This window comes from Paenibacillus sp. P2(2022), from assembly GCF_029522175.1.
Taxonomy (GTDB): domain Bacteria; phylum Bacillota; class Bacilli; order Paenibacillales; family Paenibacillaceae; genus Paenibacillus; species Paenibacillus polymyxa.
In genome coordinates this window covers 335,334-349,161 of sequence record NZ_JAKWFI010000004.1, presented here as the reverse complement: position 1 = coordinate 349,161, position 13,828 = coordinate 335,334, and the positions used below count along the sequence as shown (strand labels likewise).

Below are 13,828 nucleotides of genomic sequence, written 5' to 3'. Positions count from 1 at the left end.
AATCATGGCTGTTATCGTAGTAAAGGGGCAGAAGGTGGATTTGACCAAGACGAATCCGGGCCTGAGCCATGTCAACATAGGGATCGGTTGGGAGTCCTCAGCGGCTCTGGAACTTGATACTTCTGCATTTTTGCTGGGCCCTGGAGGGAAAGTATCAGGCGATGAGGATCTGATCTTTTACAATAATCCGACTACACCTTTTATCACCTATTCAGATGGACAACAGTTTGGTGACAAGAAACAGTTTTCCCTGGACCTAACCAGAATACCTTCCCATATCGAGAAGATTGCGTTTACGCTGACCATTTATGATGCGGATCAGAAACGGCAAAATTTTGGACAGGTTCAAGGCGGATTTATACGTTTTGCTCATCCGATAAGTGGAGAGGTTTTACGATTTAATTTGGATAGTGGCTTTACAGTCGAGACGGCCATTGTAATAGGCGAGCTGTACCGCCATAACGGTGAATGGAAATTTAACGCGATAGGCGCAGGCTTTTCCGGTGGATTGGATGCATTGTGTGAAAATTTCGGCATTGAAGTGGAAAATAATCCGGTTCCTCCGGTGCCGGTGCCTACACCACCTCCAGCACCTCGACCAGCACCAACACCGCCGCCTGCACCTCCTGTTCCAAAGCCAGAGCCATCTGCAACTCCGGTAAATCTGAATCTGCGGAAAATTGAGCTGAAGAAAAAGGGAGATACCATTAACCTGAAAAAGGGCTCAGGCGGATTAGGTGAAATCCTAATCAATCTGAACTGGAATCAGGTACAGCAGAGTAAGGGCTTTTTCAGTCGTGGCTCCAAGGGTGTCGATCTGGATCTGGGCTGCTTGTATGAGATGAAGAACGGGGATAAAGGTGTCGTTCAGGCGCTTGGGGAAGTTTTCGGTTCTCTAAATCGCTTCCCGTACATTGCTCTGGATGGTGACGACCGTACGGGCTCTGTGAAAACAGGGGAAAATCTCCGTATTAATGGGGCTAAAATTTCTGAAATTAAGCGAATTTTGGTGTTTACCTTCATTTATGAAGGAGTCACGAACTGGTCACAAGCAGACGGGGTAGTCACGCTGTACCAGAAGGACGGGCCAGACATTATCGTTCATATGAATGAACATGACAATCGCAAAGGGATGTGTGCGATTGCAATGATCCAAAATGTGAACGATGAAACGTTTAGTATTGAGAGACTCGTACAGTTTTATGGCGGTCATCGTGAAATGGATCAGGCATATAACTGGGGCATGCGCTGGACGCAGGGTAGTAAATAAATTGAATTATCGGAGGCACTCTTTTCATGTTGAATGATTTATTTAAAAATATCAGCGAGAACTACGGGCATTTCTTTTCATGGAGTGATGTGGTAGGTACGCTTACTGACCCGGTGAGTTGGGGGATTATTGGAACTCTCATTTTGCTGGAAGGTCTTTTGTCGGCGGATAACGCCTTGGTTCTCGCAGTTATGGTTAAGCATTTACCAAAAGAGCAGCAGAAGAGAGCCTTATTTTACGGGATTTTAGGTGCGTATATATTCAGGTTTCTGGCCATCGGCTTGGGTACCTTCCTGATTAAGTTCACGCTGATTAAGGTACTGGGTGCGGCTTATCTGCTCTACATCGCTTACAAGGGCTTATTCAAGTCCGAGGGTGATGGAGAAGTGAAAAACAAACCTACTTCTTTCTGGAAAACCGTATTAATGGTCGAACTGATGGATATTGCCTTCAGTATTGACAGTGTCATTGCCGCTTTTGGTGTGAGCGAGAAAGTATGGGTTCTGTTCCTGGGTGGTATACTCGGCGTTCTGATGATGCGTGGTGTTGCACAAGTGTTCCTCAAGCTCATTGATAAATTTCCGGAACTGGAACAGACAGCCTTTATTATGATCGCCATTATTGGGGGTAAAATGCTGGCTGCTGCTTTTGGCTTTCATATGTCGCAAGTATTATTCTTCGGCATTTTGATTGCCGTCTTTGTAGGCACAATGATTCTTAGCTCGGCGAAAAGAAAGAAAAAGGCCGACAAAGAGGCTTAATGTACAAAGTATAGCGAAATCCCTCCTGAAACTAAGGGGGGATTTCTTTTATACCCGAGGCACAGGGCTTCAGTCAGGCGAGATAGAGCAAGAGGAGGGGAAGGGCCCTGAAATATTTTAATGATTTAACCTCTGAGGAAGTAGAAGCGATCTTCTGTACTCCACCGATGGAGTTTCATAACCGTTCACCCAAAAGTATATTGGCTTATGCCATAGGAGCGGCTTTGTACATGCCGGCGACCCGCTCGGAAGTAGCGGAAGAGATCAAAAATGGAAAGCATGAAGGACTTACAACGGTCATTCTGGATTTGGAGGATGCTATAGGGGATCAGCAGGTCGGACAGGCCGAAGAATCGCTGGCACAGCAACTGCTTCAACTCTTGTCCTATGTACGGACAGGGATGATGAGTGAACAGCAATTACCTTTGCTGTTTGTACGTGTGCGATCTGTGGAACAGCTGGAACGACTGCTGAACAGTTTGGGAGAAACCCTGGAGCTGCTTACGGGCTTTGTCCTCCCCAAGTTCTCCTCTGATAATGGACGGGCGTATTTTGCACTCATTACTGAATATAACCGGACTATGCATACAGGGGCAGGAGACGCAAGCCGTACGCCTGTGTTGTATGGATTGCCGATTCTCGAAAGCTCTAAAATTATTTATCGGGAAACTCGTTGGAAAGAACTGCTGGCGATTAAAGAAATTTTGGATGAGGTTCAGGAATATGTGCTGAATGTACGAATTGGGGCCACCGATTTCTCCAGTCTGTATGGGCTGAGACGCAGCCCGGATATTACGATTTATGAAATTGCCGTCATTCGGGATTGCATCGCAGATATTATTAACTTGTTCGGACGCGTGGACTCGGATTATGTTGTTTCCGGTCCTGTATGGGAGTATTTCTCTCACCGAGAACGTATCTTTAAACCTCAATTAAGAGTATCGCCCTTCGAAGACGCATTTGGGAAGCCGGGACGCTACTTGCGAATGGACTTCATCTCAGATGCAGTGGACGGACTGATTCGCGAAGTCATGATGGATAAGGAGAATGGGATTATCGGCAAAACGATCATTCATCCGTCCCACATTAAGCCGGTACAGGCCATGTATGCGGTGACCCATGAAGAGTATATGGATGCACTTGAAATTGTTGAACGTAACGACGGTAGCCTAGGTGTATTTAAGAGCACCTATGCCAACAAAATGAATGAAATTAAGCCTCATTTGAATTGGGCTTATCGTATTATAAATAGATCTAAAGTATACGGGGTGTTACATGAACAACAACATTTTGTCAGTCTCTTACCCAACCACGAAAACACATCTGCTGCCAATTCTGGAGCAGTTCAGCGTTAAAATTACGGAGACTCATAATCCATTCCGTCTTCCTGTGGACAAGCTGTTTGCAATGGCGGCACGGGTCAACAAAAAGCGTTCGTTTTTGTTTGTCAGCAAGGTGCTGGGCAAGCATATTCCGGTAAATCCATACACCTCTCTGTTAAGTGGGGCGGCCCTGGCGATCCTCCTATATAAAGAGCTTGTCCCACAGTCAGGACAACAGATGGATAAACTGATTGGAGAGGCCGTGAGAGGACTCCTTGACCCGAATTATGCAAAAGAGGCCTATCAAAAGCTGATGGATGAGCGTTTGGCTTTTTCTTTTCCAGAACCGATTAAATTTGTTGGTTTTGCCGAGACGGCTACAGCACTGGGACACAGCATGTATCGGTTGTTTGATGGCGGTGCCACGTATATTCATACGACACGCGAGGATATTCCGGGCCTTCGGCCTATTATTCGGTTTGAAGAAGAGCATTCTCATGCTGTTGATCATCGTTGTTATGCACTGAATGAGGATGCTTTTGCCGGAGATGGACCCATTGTGCTGGTAGATGATGAGATTACGACGGGAAAAACAACGCTTAATATTATACGGGATATTCAGGAACATTTTCCGCGCAAACAGTATGTGATAGCTTCGTTATTGGACTGGCGGACAGACAGCGACGAGCGAGCTTTTGCTGATCTGGAAGCAGAGCTAGATATTAGGATTACGCCTCTAAGTTTGCTCAAAGGAAAGATAGAAATACAGGGAACACCGATACTGGATCACGCAGAATATGCCGGACAGACCGGGAACGCAGAGCATGCAGCCACTAGCACCGCAGAGGTTAATAAAGATTTGTCTGGAACAATTGACCGCTGTTTTGAAGAGGATGCTTCCGCTTTTGAGCGGATATCATATACCTCCATATCTACCGACGGGTACGCCAATACAGCTCCTTATCTTAAATATACTGGCCGTTTTGGTCTACAATCCGCCGACAATCCAGCGCTGGATGCAGAAATCGCGTACACAGCTGAACGACTGAACCAACTTCGTTCAGGACAACGAACACTGGTAATGGGTACGGGGGAATTCATGTACATTCCAATGCGGATTGCAGCGGAGTTAGGCCCGAACGTATATTATCAGTCCACCACACGCAGCCCGGTGTATCCCCATAGAGAAGAAGGGTATGGCGTCGCAAGTGGCGTGACCTATCCCTCACCTGAGGACAGTACGGTACGCAATTTTATTTATAATGTAGAGCCAGGTCAGTATGACGAAATATTCGTTTTGCTGGAAAGAGAGTCGGACCCAGAGCGAATGAAGCCCATGTTGGAGGCATTGAGCCGTCTGGGCTGTGATAAAGTGCATGTCGTTTATTTTAATGGTTTAACTAGGCAGGAGAGTAAAGGAGCGCGGATATGAAGCAAGCACTTATGGAGCAAATACAGCAGAAGAACATTCATCCGCCCGTACCGCTAGGCAGTTATCCTGCCTCGGATGTCACCTTTTTATTAAAGGATTTGAGCCGGGTTGCGTTGGAAAAAGGGACGGAGGATCGGGAAGAAGCGATACAGTCAGGCGTCCATTATTCAGAAATGCTGCCAGTGGAATATCAGCCCACAGCAGAGTATATTGGATTGTTTCACGAAACGCTTGCCCAATCTGCCGAAAAGGTTGCATTAGCGGCAGCTTCTGTAGCTGAGATGATTGTGAGAAAAAGAGGCCTAAACACGGCGATTGTTTCTCTTGCCAGAGCGGGAACGCCTATTGGTATCCTGATCAAGCGTTATATTGACTTGAAGTACGGCGTATCCTTGCCGCATTACAGTATTTCTATTATTCGTGGCAAAGGCATTGACCGGAATGCTATTTTATACATTCTACAGCAGCATGGGCTGGGGATTGAACTTCAGTTTGTCGATGGCTGGACGGGGAAAGGCGCCATTCGTCAGGTGCTGATCGAGGCCTGCCGTGAGATGAATGCAGATTACGGGCTGCGCCTAAATGATGATCTGGCGGTGCTGGCCGATCCGGGCAGCTGCTCGGAGACCTTTGGTACACGAGAAGATTATTTGATCCCGAGCGCTTGTCTGAATTCAACCGTATCAGGTCTGATGAGCCGGACGGTATTACGCGATGATCTGATAGGTCCGGACGACTTTCATGGGGCTAAATTTTATGAATCCTGGCGGTCGGTGGATCAATCCAATACGTTTGTGGATACGGTGTCCGGTTATTTTCAAGCCGTGGCTAAAACGGCGGCTGCCTATGCGGAACAGATGACATTGAATCCGCCTGTCGTGACGTGGCAGGGCTTACGGGATATTGAGGCGATTCAGCAGGCATTTGGGATTCGGGATATTAATCTGGTCAAGCCGGGAGTGGGGGAGACGACTCGCGTACTGCTCCGCAGGGTGCCATGGAAAATTCTGATTGACCGTGAAGATAATCCGAATCTTCAGCATATTATGCTGCTGGCCAAGGATCGTGGAGTGCCTGTTGAGGTATTTGAAGGATTGACCTATTCCTGTTGCGGAATCATCAAGCCGCTCAAGGGGGGACAAGAATGATCTACGCCAGTGACCTGGATCAGACGCTGATTTACTCCAAACGCTCGCTTGGCGTGCCGCTGGAGTCCCCTGGTCTGTTGCCTGCGGAACAGATCGATGGGGCGACGTCGGCCTTTATTTCTGCACAAGCTTTGCAATGGCTCAAGACACTACCGGCAGATGTCATGTTTATGCCTGTGACGACTCGGACCATGGAACAGTATAGACGAATCACCGTGTTTCAGACGGAGCTGGTTCCCGCATATGCCGTGACGAGTAATGGCGGAAACATCATCGTCGGAGGCGAGGTGGACCGAGAATGGAATCGACGTATTCACGAACAAGTACGCCGCGATGGTGCTCATGCGGAAGAGGCACGTCAGATGTTCGGACAGGTTCTTCATGAAGACTGGGTCGTAAACGAGCGTTTTTGCGATGAACTATTTTATGCTTTTGTAATTGAACGGGATCGGATGCCGCTGGAACAGGTGCTGGAGAAGGCGCGGATGATGCATGAAATGGGCTGGGAGGTATCCATTCAAGGGCGCAAAGTATATCTGGTGCCTGCGGCCGTGAATAAACGGGCAGCCGTGGCGCATATCCGTAACCTCACCAATGGGGGAGCTGTGGTTGCATCCGGTGACTCTTTACTGGACCGTTGTCTGCTTGATTATGCCGACTATGCGATTGCCCCGCGTCATGGTGAATTATACCGGGAACAGCTGCGGGATAAGCTGGAGGTCAATTACCGATTTACGGAAGTGTCGGGGGTTTATGCAGCAAATGAAATTATGGAATATGTCTATGAAGTGCACGGGAGCGTGTCAGCGGCTCGTACTTCATGATTAAACTAATAGGGGACGTGGCGCTGTGAAGAAGGTCAAAGTGTATTTTAACCGCTGGTTTTCGGTGGTGTATCATTATATGAATGCTATTCGTAACAATGAGGACGGTATTCCGTTCGAGATCTATGCCACACACTCTGATCCGCAGCACATGGCACTGCAGGCCAGTGATGTAGCTGAAGTAGAGCCGCGCACGAGCGGTGTGGAGTATGCACAGTTTTGTGCTGATTTTTGCAGACGCCATGAAATTGATATCTTTATTCCGCGGTGGAATATGCTCGATATTAGCAAGCATCTTTATTTGTTCGACGATATTGGTACAGAAGTAATGGTGTGCCGGGATACCGAACTGCTGGAGCAATTGATGGAGAAGGATCTTTTTTATGAATCTATTCGTCAAAAGGATATTGTCGCCATTCCCGATTATGCCATTGCCAGTAATGCCGAGCAGTTTAAACAGGCTTACGAGTCATTAATAGCGCTTGGGCACAAGGTGTGTTTCAAGCCATGTAATGCAGAAGGTGGAATGGGCTTTCGTATCATTGATAATGAACGTGATCCGCTGGAGGAACTGTTCGGCCATGCACTGAATCATATTTCGTTCGAGGAGGCCTATCGCGTATTGTCTTCCACAGAGACGTTTCCCAATTTGATGGTGATGGAACTGCTGGAGGGATACGAATACAGTATCGACTGCTTGGCTGACCGAAACGGAAAATTGTTAGCAGCTGTTCCGCGTAGGAAGGCAGGAGGACGATTACGGCTGCTGGAGCAGCATCCTGAGCTGTTGAAGGTGGCAGAGAAGGTCGCTGAGGCGTATCACATTCCGTACAATTATAACATTCAAGTGAAATATAACGGCGAGCAGGCCAAGTTGCTAGAGATCAATCCGCGGATGTCTGGAGGACTTCATGTATCGTGCTTGTCTGGTATCAATTTTCCTTACCTGGCGGTGAAATCGGCTTTGGGTTATGAAATCGGTTCACTACACCCGCAATACGACATTCTAGCCAGTCACATCGAGCAGCCAATCACGATACGCAAATCCTTACATTGACATAGGCAAATATTGTTTTCTACAATATGGTAAGGGTTTACGTCAGGAGGTATAAGCTATGACTTCTAAAATGTGGGGTGCCACGATTGCTGTGGTCAGCTACCTGATTGCGCTTTTACTAAGTTATTGGTTGCCGTTGTTTGTGTGTCTGGCAATCCCGATCATTTGTATCGGAGGATACAGTGCTGTCATGGCTGTTCGCCATCCTCGTCCTAATCTGACCGGTTCCGTGATTCCGGTGATGCAGGAGCAGGCTGATCAGGCACAGCAACATAAAAAGGAAATCGCCGCACCGCGAGAGTCTATAACAGGACAAGCACGTTTGCCGGATCAGGTGAGCAGTGAATTTGCTCAGGTCATGGAGTATTTGGAAGTACTGGAGGATATGGTGATCTCCGAGGGGCAGAAAGATGCGCTTGATAACGAGATTGTCGAGAAGGCGCTGGCTCTATTTGCACGTTTGCAGCGGGTCATCCCGCTTTTGCATGAATTGAACAATAGTGAAGTGAATCACACGGTTCGGCGATTGATTTTGAAGGACTTGAATGGACTGATTAACCCGTTTCTTCGTCTCAGTGGCGACGCGAAACGGACCAACCGGAGGACGCTACTAAACGGATTGCGAGATGTAGATAGCAAAATATCTGTAATTGTATCCACGGTGGAGCATAAGGACCTGATGGAATTACAGAGCAAAGCAGAGCTTATTCACCAGCGGTACAGCAGCTCCGAATTGTAGGTTATTTTAATAGAATAAAAAATCAGCAGCATAGCTGCTCTGAAAAACACTATTAGCCTTGGGCAACAGTTGTTTTCAGAATAGGAGGTTAGCATCATGGCGACCCCATGGGCTGAATTGAAAAAAGAAGATGAACAAAAGGTGACTGAGGAGGCTTCACAGCTGATTCAAAAGGTATCGCAAAGCGATGTTATGAGTCTGGATACCTTAATGGATGACATTGGCAAGCTGGGGGTTAAAACGCAGGAACGGGCGGGACAAACCCTTAAAATGTTGGATCGTCCGGTAAACGACCTCATGTCCGGTGATCGGGCTGAGGTTTCAAATATGATCTTAAAACTCCGGGATGAATGCGAAACGCTCCAGCAGAGTAAAGATGTAGGTTTTTTTGGCAAGCTCCTGCGTAAAAGCCCGTTGAAAAACTATATCTACAAGTATCAGTCGGTGAAGACGAACATCGAGAAAATCATTACTGCCTTGAGAGATGGTAAGGATAATCTGGAAGAGAATATCGTCAGCATGAGACAGTTGAAGAAGGCTTCCATTGAAGAAATCTACAATTTACAGACGAAAATTGCCTTTGGTAATCGCTTGAAAGAGCTGTTCGAAACCGAGATTGCCAAGCCGGAAAATGAAAATCGTAAGCCTCATCTGGAGCGGGGATTGCGCAAAGTGGTTACTCGCACACAGTCGATGACTGAAATGATTTTGTTATACAATCAGGCGATTGCAGCAACGGATATTATTAATGATAACAATGATAAACTGATTGATTCTGTTAATAATGCGATTGATAAAACATCGAATCTGATCACCGTATCGGCTATGATCGCGATGGCACTGGCGGACCAAGATAAAATTATTTCAGCCGTTGATGCGACTAACCGTACGATTGAGGATCAATTCAAGGAAAATGCGAAGCTTCTCAAAACGACGACCGAGAGAACAACGGATCTGCTTAGCAAGCCTTCTATGTCATTGGAGGCTGTGAATCAGGCGATTGGTGATTTGGTATCTGCTTTGGATCTGTCTGAAAAATCGAACCGTCGAATTATTGAAAGTTGCCACGATTATACAAGTAAAATGACAGCAATCAATGCCAATCTTAGCCAGCGTTTGGGCATCGAAGGGAAAGAACAATCCAAACCACTGAAGGACAACCATTCTTCTGAGGGGCTAAGTTCGTTTTTGAACTGATAACTAATATTCAATAACACAATAATCTATGAAAAAAGACGCCAGGGTGATTCCCAAAGGCGTCTTTCTTTGGTTTGGCAGCGGAGCATAAAGGACATGATGAACATATATAGCATTCTCGTGCATAAACTCTTAAAAAGTGAAATGACAAAGGAGAGAATGAGCGTATGATGTCCTTTATTTTGGGGTGTGTGATTGTCTTTTTACTCGTGGCTGCCAGTAGTGAAAAAGCAGACTCTATTGTGGAGTTAAATGAAACTGTGAAATAAAATTTTTTATTGAAAATCATGCATTTTCTGATAGGATAGAGTTAAATATTGGAATCCCAAAGGAGAATGCATGCTGGAATTTTCATTTGAAATCATCGATGAATCGAAAATCAACATTGTATATCAGTATGGGAGCAGCAGCTTCAATTTTAATTTATTTTTTAACTACGGTGTGTGGACGCTACATCCCTTTGATGGGATTCTGCTGCAAAACAAGGAAATGTGCCGTCTGATCGTTACGGATCTGTTTAAGAACAAAGATTTTCATGTCATGCTGGCACGGGAAAATATTTTATTGTCAACCCTTCGTACCTCTATTGATCTCAATCCCGAAACTCGGGGAGAGCGATATCAGGAACAGGATTTTGATGAGCTGTCTGAATTTGCTGAGACACACAGCTTTGAAGATGTGCTGCAAATCGAACAGGATTCCATCCGCGAGCGTATGGATTTTTTCCAAAACATTATCCAAAGGATGTATATGGAAGGATTCGGTCCGGAAGACAATGATTTTAACAAGGTGCAAGCGATCCTCCGCATTTATAAGGCTGCACATGACCAACTCGGAGAATTGAGCGACTTTCCTCTAAGTGGCGACGAGCGACGACGCAGATGGTAGGTTAAATGGACTAGTGAAAACAGCATAGAGGAGCGTGGGGAACATGAGCGGTATTTCTTTACTTAAAAAGAATGCGCAATTGGTACTAACTAAAAAGAATCTAACGAATGTGACCGCGAGAGTTGGATTAGTGCTCGATATTTCAGGATCTATGAGAAGTTTGTACAAAAATGGGATCGTTCAAAAAGTGTTGGAGCGAATTGTTGCTGTAGCGAGTTCTTTGGATGATGATGGTGTACTGGATGTGTGGGTCTATGATCACCGTTTTTCACGGTTGCCATCCGTTACCGAAAATGACGTTGACAACTATGTGGAAAAACATATTTTGTCCAATGATTATTTACCCAAGTTTGGTCGAAATGATGAGCCTCCAGTGATGCGCGATGTCATAGCCAAGTACACCAAGGAAGAACCCTCTTCAGATCCGGCTTTTGTTATTTTTATTAATGATGGCGGTGTGAAGCGTGGCAAAGGGGACAATATTGACAACGCAGTTATTGATTCATCAGGAGAGCCAATTTTCTGGCAATTTATCGGTGTGGGTGAATCCGATTTTGGTGTGTTAAAGAAGCTCGACAACATAGAAGGTCGTGTGGTAGATAATGCCAACTTCTTTCAAATACAAGATATCGAATCTATGGAAGACAATCAATTGTACGAATTATTGCTTAACGAGTTCCCGTCATGGCTGCAAGAAGCGAAGGAAAAGCATATTTATTAAGGCTACTAAGTATTGTACTATGAGACTTTTTTCAAAGTTTAATATAAAAAATGCAAGAAGAGAGAGTTCCGCTAGCAAACGCTTTGCGGAACTCTCTCTTTTCATCTTACAAATCTCTAAAACGATAGAAGCATTATGGCGGTTGTTAGCGGAGCCGGCAGAATTGTTCTGGTGAAGCGAAGCGTTCGGAAGAACAATCTGCACGTGCAGCGCCCACCAACTGCAAGAAAGCTCCTCATCCCCCTAACTCATCCCCATTAATACTATCGAGCAAAATATAAGTCCCGTTCCGCACCCCGAAGTATATACCTTGAGGTGGCGGAACATGGATGTTTTCCAGGCTGACAGAGATTCATCGGAACGCAAACGTTCATTTTCCTCCTGCAATGCCTTGGATTGACGAATGAACAACTGCCCGATGTCGGCAAATCCCCGCAGAAAGAGGGTGAGAAAGCCACTTTGCAGGACATGGAAGATTGCACCGATTACCAAGCCTAGCAATCCTAACAGAAATAGCAGATTCGCGGTAGCCAGGTTTTCACGACCGTACACGAGATGGGGTGCGGCGTATAGAAATCCTAAGGTACCGACCATCAGGGTAGTGATCCCGAAACGTAAAATCATTATTTTTCGACCCGTTTTGCAAAACGGAGATCCGGGTTCGAACGAGCATCGAATACGATGCCTTGAATTTTAGGACTAATTAATGCGGTGTCCGCAGAGAACTGGATCGGAATAATCGGCAGATCTTCCATCAATACGTCTTCCGCCTGGTGAAGCTGTTCAAAACGTTTTGCCGGATCAAGCTCAAAGGTTGAGGATTCGATCAGCTTGTCATACTCCGGGTTGCTCCAGTTGGTAAAGTTGTTCGAATTTTTGGAAGTATAGTGTCCCAATACGCCAAGCGGATCAAGGAAGTTTCCTTCCCAGCCCATACGGGCAATCTGGAAGTTCTTTTGTTTAAAGGTATCAATGTATGTTTTCCATTCCTGATTCTCCAGCGTCACTTCAACGCCCAGGTTCGTTTTCAGCATTTCCTGAATGGCTTCAGCTACTTTTTTATGCTTGTCCGATGTGTTGTATTTGAAAGTGATCGGAGGCAGCTTGGTCAAACCTTCTTCTTTCAGACCTTCGGCCAGCAATTGTTTTGCTTTTGCTGCATCAAACTCATAGTATTTTTTCGGCGCTTCATCACGGAAGTCCTTGCCGGACGGTGTTGTTGTTCCGTATGGAACATAGCCGTATGCCGGAGTCTCGCCACCTTTGGTTACGTTGGTAGCCAGTGCTTCACGGTCGATGGCGTAGGCAATGGCCTGTCTGATTTTTTTATTGTCAAACGGCTTTTGTTTTACGTTGAAAGAATACGTGTACACACTAAAAGATGGGTGCGACAGGAATTCCTTGCTGCTCTTTTCCTGATCCAGTGTATCTACAGGAAGGCTCAAAATCAGATCCAGATCACCTGTTTTGTACATTTGATAATAGGTTGTGGAGTCTTGCACCATTTTAAAATTAATCGTTGCCATTGTAATGGCATCTTTGTTCCAGTATTGATCGTTTTTCGTCAGCGTAATTTGCTCGTTATGCTTCCATTCCTTGGCTACATAAGCGCCATTGCCAACAATCGTGTTAGCTTCTGCTGCCCATTTGTCGCTTTTCTCCACAACAGCTTGGTTCACAGGTAAATAGGCGTGACCGACAGCAATCGTAGGGAAGAAGCTCAGCGGTGATTTTAGCTCAACGACAAGTGTTTTATCATCTTTAGCCGTAACACCTACGTCTTCAATTTTACCTTTGCCTGTGTTGTACGCTTCGGCACCTTTGATGTAGTAGAGGGCAGAAGGGTCATAAGCAGCCGTTTTCGGATTCAGTACCCGTTTCCAGGAGTATTCAAAATCCTTAGCTGTCAGCGGGTCACCATTCGACCATTTTGCACCGTCACGAATGGTAAAGGTGTATGTTTTTCCGTCAGGAGACACGTCTACTTTGCTGGCAGCACCTTCTACGATTTTACCGGCTTTGTCGTATGTATACAGCCCTTCGTACAAGTTATCAATGACAAAATAGGACGTTGTATCTGATGCGAAAGCAGGGTCAAGTGTGTAAGGCTCACCACCAGCCAGATTGGCTGTAATTTCTTGCGGGACATCTGCTTGAGACGCAGCGGACGAGTCGTTGCTTGCTGTCTTATCCCCAGTGCCAGAGCAACCTGCCAAAGCCGTTACGGCCAAAAGTAAGATGATTGTCATCCAATGCATTTTTTTCATCATGGTTTTCCTCCATTATTATGGTTAGTTATTTGAACGTTGTGTATAAATCCCAAAACGATTTCAAATCAGCAATATTATAGAGAGCGAAACGATCAGACGGGATTTATTCATCCTCCTTTCCGAAATGGTATGCCGCGTGTGTGCATTTCCATAAAGGAACTTCCGTTTTTTCTACAGTTAAGCAAGAAGCTGCGGATCA

At 45.9% G+C, this 13,828-nt stretch carries 13 protein-coding genes; 11 read left to right on the top strand and 2 right to left on the bottom strand.

The genetic code is table 11. From position 1 onward, the window contains the following. The first annotated feature begins 4 nt into the window (after positions 1 to 4). From MMB75_RS16025 to MMB75_RS15975, 11 genes are all read left to right on the top strand, one after another. Complete coding sequence (locus tag MMB75_RS16025; RefSeq protein ID WP_039276823.1) at positions 5 to 1,270, top strand: TerD family protein; 1,266 nt, start codon at positions 5 to 7, stop codon at positions 1,268 to 1,270. A gap of 26 nt (positions 1,271 to 1,296) precedes the next feature. Beyond that, positions 1,297 to 2,031: a TerC family protein gene (locus MMB75_RS16020; protein ID WP_013369621.1), complete on the top strand. Its 735-nt coding sequence runs from the start codon at positions 1,297 to 1,299 to the stop codon at positions 2,029 to 2,031. Between the two features lie 167 nt (positions 2,032 to 2,198). Then, complete coding sequence (locus MMB75_RS16015; protein ID WP_045244157.1) at positions 2,199 to 3,386, top strand: HpcH/HpaI aldolase/citrate lyase family protein; 1,188 nt, start codon at positions 2,199 to 2,201, stop codon at positions 3,384 to 3,386. A 52-nt stretch (positions 3,387 to 3,438) separates the two neighbouring features. Further along, a complete protein-coding gene (locus MMB75_RS16010; protein ID WP_045244243.1) occupies positions 3,439 to 4,785 on the top strand; it encodes a phosphoribosyltransferase family protein in 1,347 nt (448 codons plus the stop codon). Beyond that, positions 4,782 to 5,933: a cysteine protease StiP family protein gene (locus MMB75_RS16005; protein ID WP_045244156.1), complete on the top strand. Its 1,152-nt coding sequence runs from the start codon at positions 4,782 to 4,784 to the stop codon at positions 5,931 to 5,933. Before MMB75_RS16010 ends, MMB75_RS16005 begins: the two co-directional genes overlap by 4 nt. After that, the gene (locus tag MMB75_RS16000; protein WP_045244155.1) at positions 5,930 to 6,757 is read left to right on the top strand and encodes an HAD family hydrolase; all 828 of its coding nucleotides are present in this window, start codon (positions 5,930 to 5,932) and stop codon (positions 6,755 to 6,757) included. Before MMB75_RS16005 ends, MMB75_RS16000 begins: the two co-directional genes overlap by 4 nt. Before the next feature lie 25 nt (positions 6,758 to 6,782). Further along, the gene (locus MMB75_RS15995; protein ID WP_045244154.1) at positions 6,783 to 7,814 is read left to right on the top strand and encodes an ATP-grasp domain-containing protein; all 1,032 of its coding nucleotides are present in this window, start codon (positions 6,783 to 6,785) and stop codon (positions 7,812 to 7,814) included. A 58-nt stretch (positions 7,815 to 7,872) separates the two neighbouring features. Further along, the gene (locus tag MMB75_RS15990; protein WP_017426310.1) at positions 7,873 to 8,553 is read left to right on the top strand and encodes a hypothetical protein; all 681 of its coding nucleotides are present in this window, start codon (positions 7,873 to 7,875) and stop codon (positions 8,551 to 8,553) included. A 96-nt stretch (positions 8,554 to 8,649) separates the two neighbouring features. After that, positions 8,650 to 9,750: a toxic anion resistance protein gene (locus tag MMB75_RS15985; protein ID WP_016821463.1), complete on the top strand. Its 1,101-nt coding sequence runs from the start codon at positions 8,650 to 8,652 to the stop codon at positions 9,748 to 9,750. A gap of 339 nt (positions 9,751 to 10,089) precedes the next feature. Then, positions 10,090 to 10,638 carry a hypothetical protein gene (locus MMB75_RS15980; RefSeq protein ID WP_016821461.1) on the top strand — a complete coding sequence of 183 codons (549 nt, stop codon included), beginning with the start codon at positions 10,090 to 10,092 and terminating at the stop codon, positions 10,636 to 10,638. A 43-nt stretch (positions 10,639 to 10,681) separates the two neighbouring features. Beyond that, positions 10,682 to 11,359 (top strand): vWA domain-containing protein, encoded by a 678-nt coding sequence (locus tag MMB75_RS15975; RefSeq protein ID WP_017426311.1) that lies wholly within the window; start codon positions 10,682 to 10,684, stop codon positions 11,357 to 11,359. 243 nt (positions 11,360 to 11,602) lie between these two features. On the opposite strand, the gene MMB75_RS15970 is transcribed toward MMB75_RS15975, so the two are convergent. Both MMB75_RS15970 and MMB75_RS15965 read right to left on the bottom strand, forming a co-directional pair. Then, positions 11,603 to 11,983: a DUF3899 domain-containing protein gene (locus MMB75_RS15970; protein ID WP_045244153.1), complete on the bottom strand. Its 381-nt coding sequence runs from the start codon at positions 11,981 to 11,983 to the stop codon at positions 11,603 to 11,605. Then, positions 11,983 to 13,626, bottom strand: coding sequence for a peptide ABC transporter substrate-binding protein (locus tag MMB75_RS15965; RefSeq protein ID WP_045244242.1), 1,644 nt, complete (start codon positions 13,624 to 13,626; stop codon positions 11,983 to 11,985). Before MMB75_RS15965 ends, MMB75_RS15970 begins: the two co-directional genes overlap by 1 nt. Positions 13,627 to 13,828 lie beyond the last annotated feature (202 nt).

Excerpts from the sequence above, each read along its gene's own strand:
- MMB75_RS16025 (WP_039276823.1), top strand. The coding sequence starts at position 5 with ATGGCTGTTATCGTAGTAAAGGGGCAGAAGGTGGATTTGACCAAGACG.
- MMB75_RS16020 (WP_013369621.1), top strand. The coding sequence starts at position 1,297 with ATGTTGAATGATTTATTTAAAAATATCAGCGAGAACTACGGGCATTTC.
- MMB75_RS16015 (WP_045244157.1), top strand. The coding sequence starts at position 2,199 with ATGGAGTTTCATAACCGTTCACCCAAAAGTATATTGGCTTATGCCATA.
- MMB75_RS16010 (WP_045244243.1), top strand. The coding sequence starts at position 3,439 with ATGGCGGCACGGGTCAACAAAAAGCGTTCGTTTTTGTTTGTCAGCAAG.
- MMB75_RS16005 (WP_045244156.1), top strand. The coding sequence starts at position 4,782 with ATGAAGCAAGCACTTATGGAGCAAATACAGCAGAAGAACATTCATCCG.
- MMB75_RS16000 (WP_045244155.1), top strand. The coding sequence starts at position 5,930 with ATGATCTACGCCAGTGACCTGGATCAGACGCTGATTTACTCCAAACGC.
- MMB75_RS15990 (WP_017426310.1), top strand. The coding sequence starts at position 7,873 with ATGACTTCTAAAATGTGGGGTGCCACGATTGCTGTGGTCAGCTACCTG.
- MMB75_RS15985 (WP_016821463.1), top strand. The coding sequence starts at position 8,650 with ATGGCGACCCCATGGGCTGAATTGAAAAAAGAAGATGAACAAAAGGTG.
- MMB75_RS15980 (WP_016821461.1), top strand. The coding sequence starts at position 10,090 with ATGCTGGAATTTTCATTTGAAATCATCGATGAATCGAAAATCAACATT.
- MMB75_RS15975 (WP_017426311.1), top strand. The coding sequence starts at position 10,682 with ATGAGCGGTATTTCTTTACTTAAAAAGAATGCGCAATTGGTACTAACT.
- MMB75_RS15970 (WP_045244153.1), bottom strand. The coding sequence starts at position 11,983 with ATGATTTTACGTTTCGGGATCACTACCCTGATGGTCGGTACCTTAGGA.
- MMB75_RS15965 (WP_045244242.1), bottom strand. The coding sequence starts at position 13,626 with ATGAAAAAAATGCATTGGATGACAATCATCTTACTTTTGGCCGTAACG.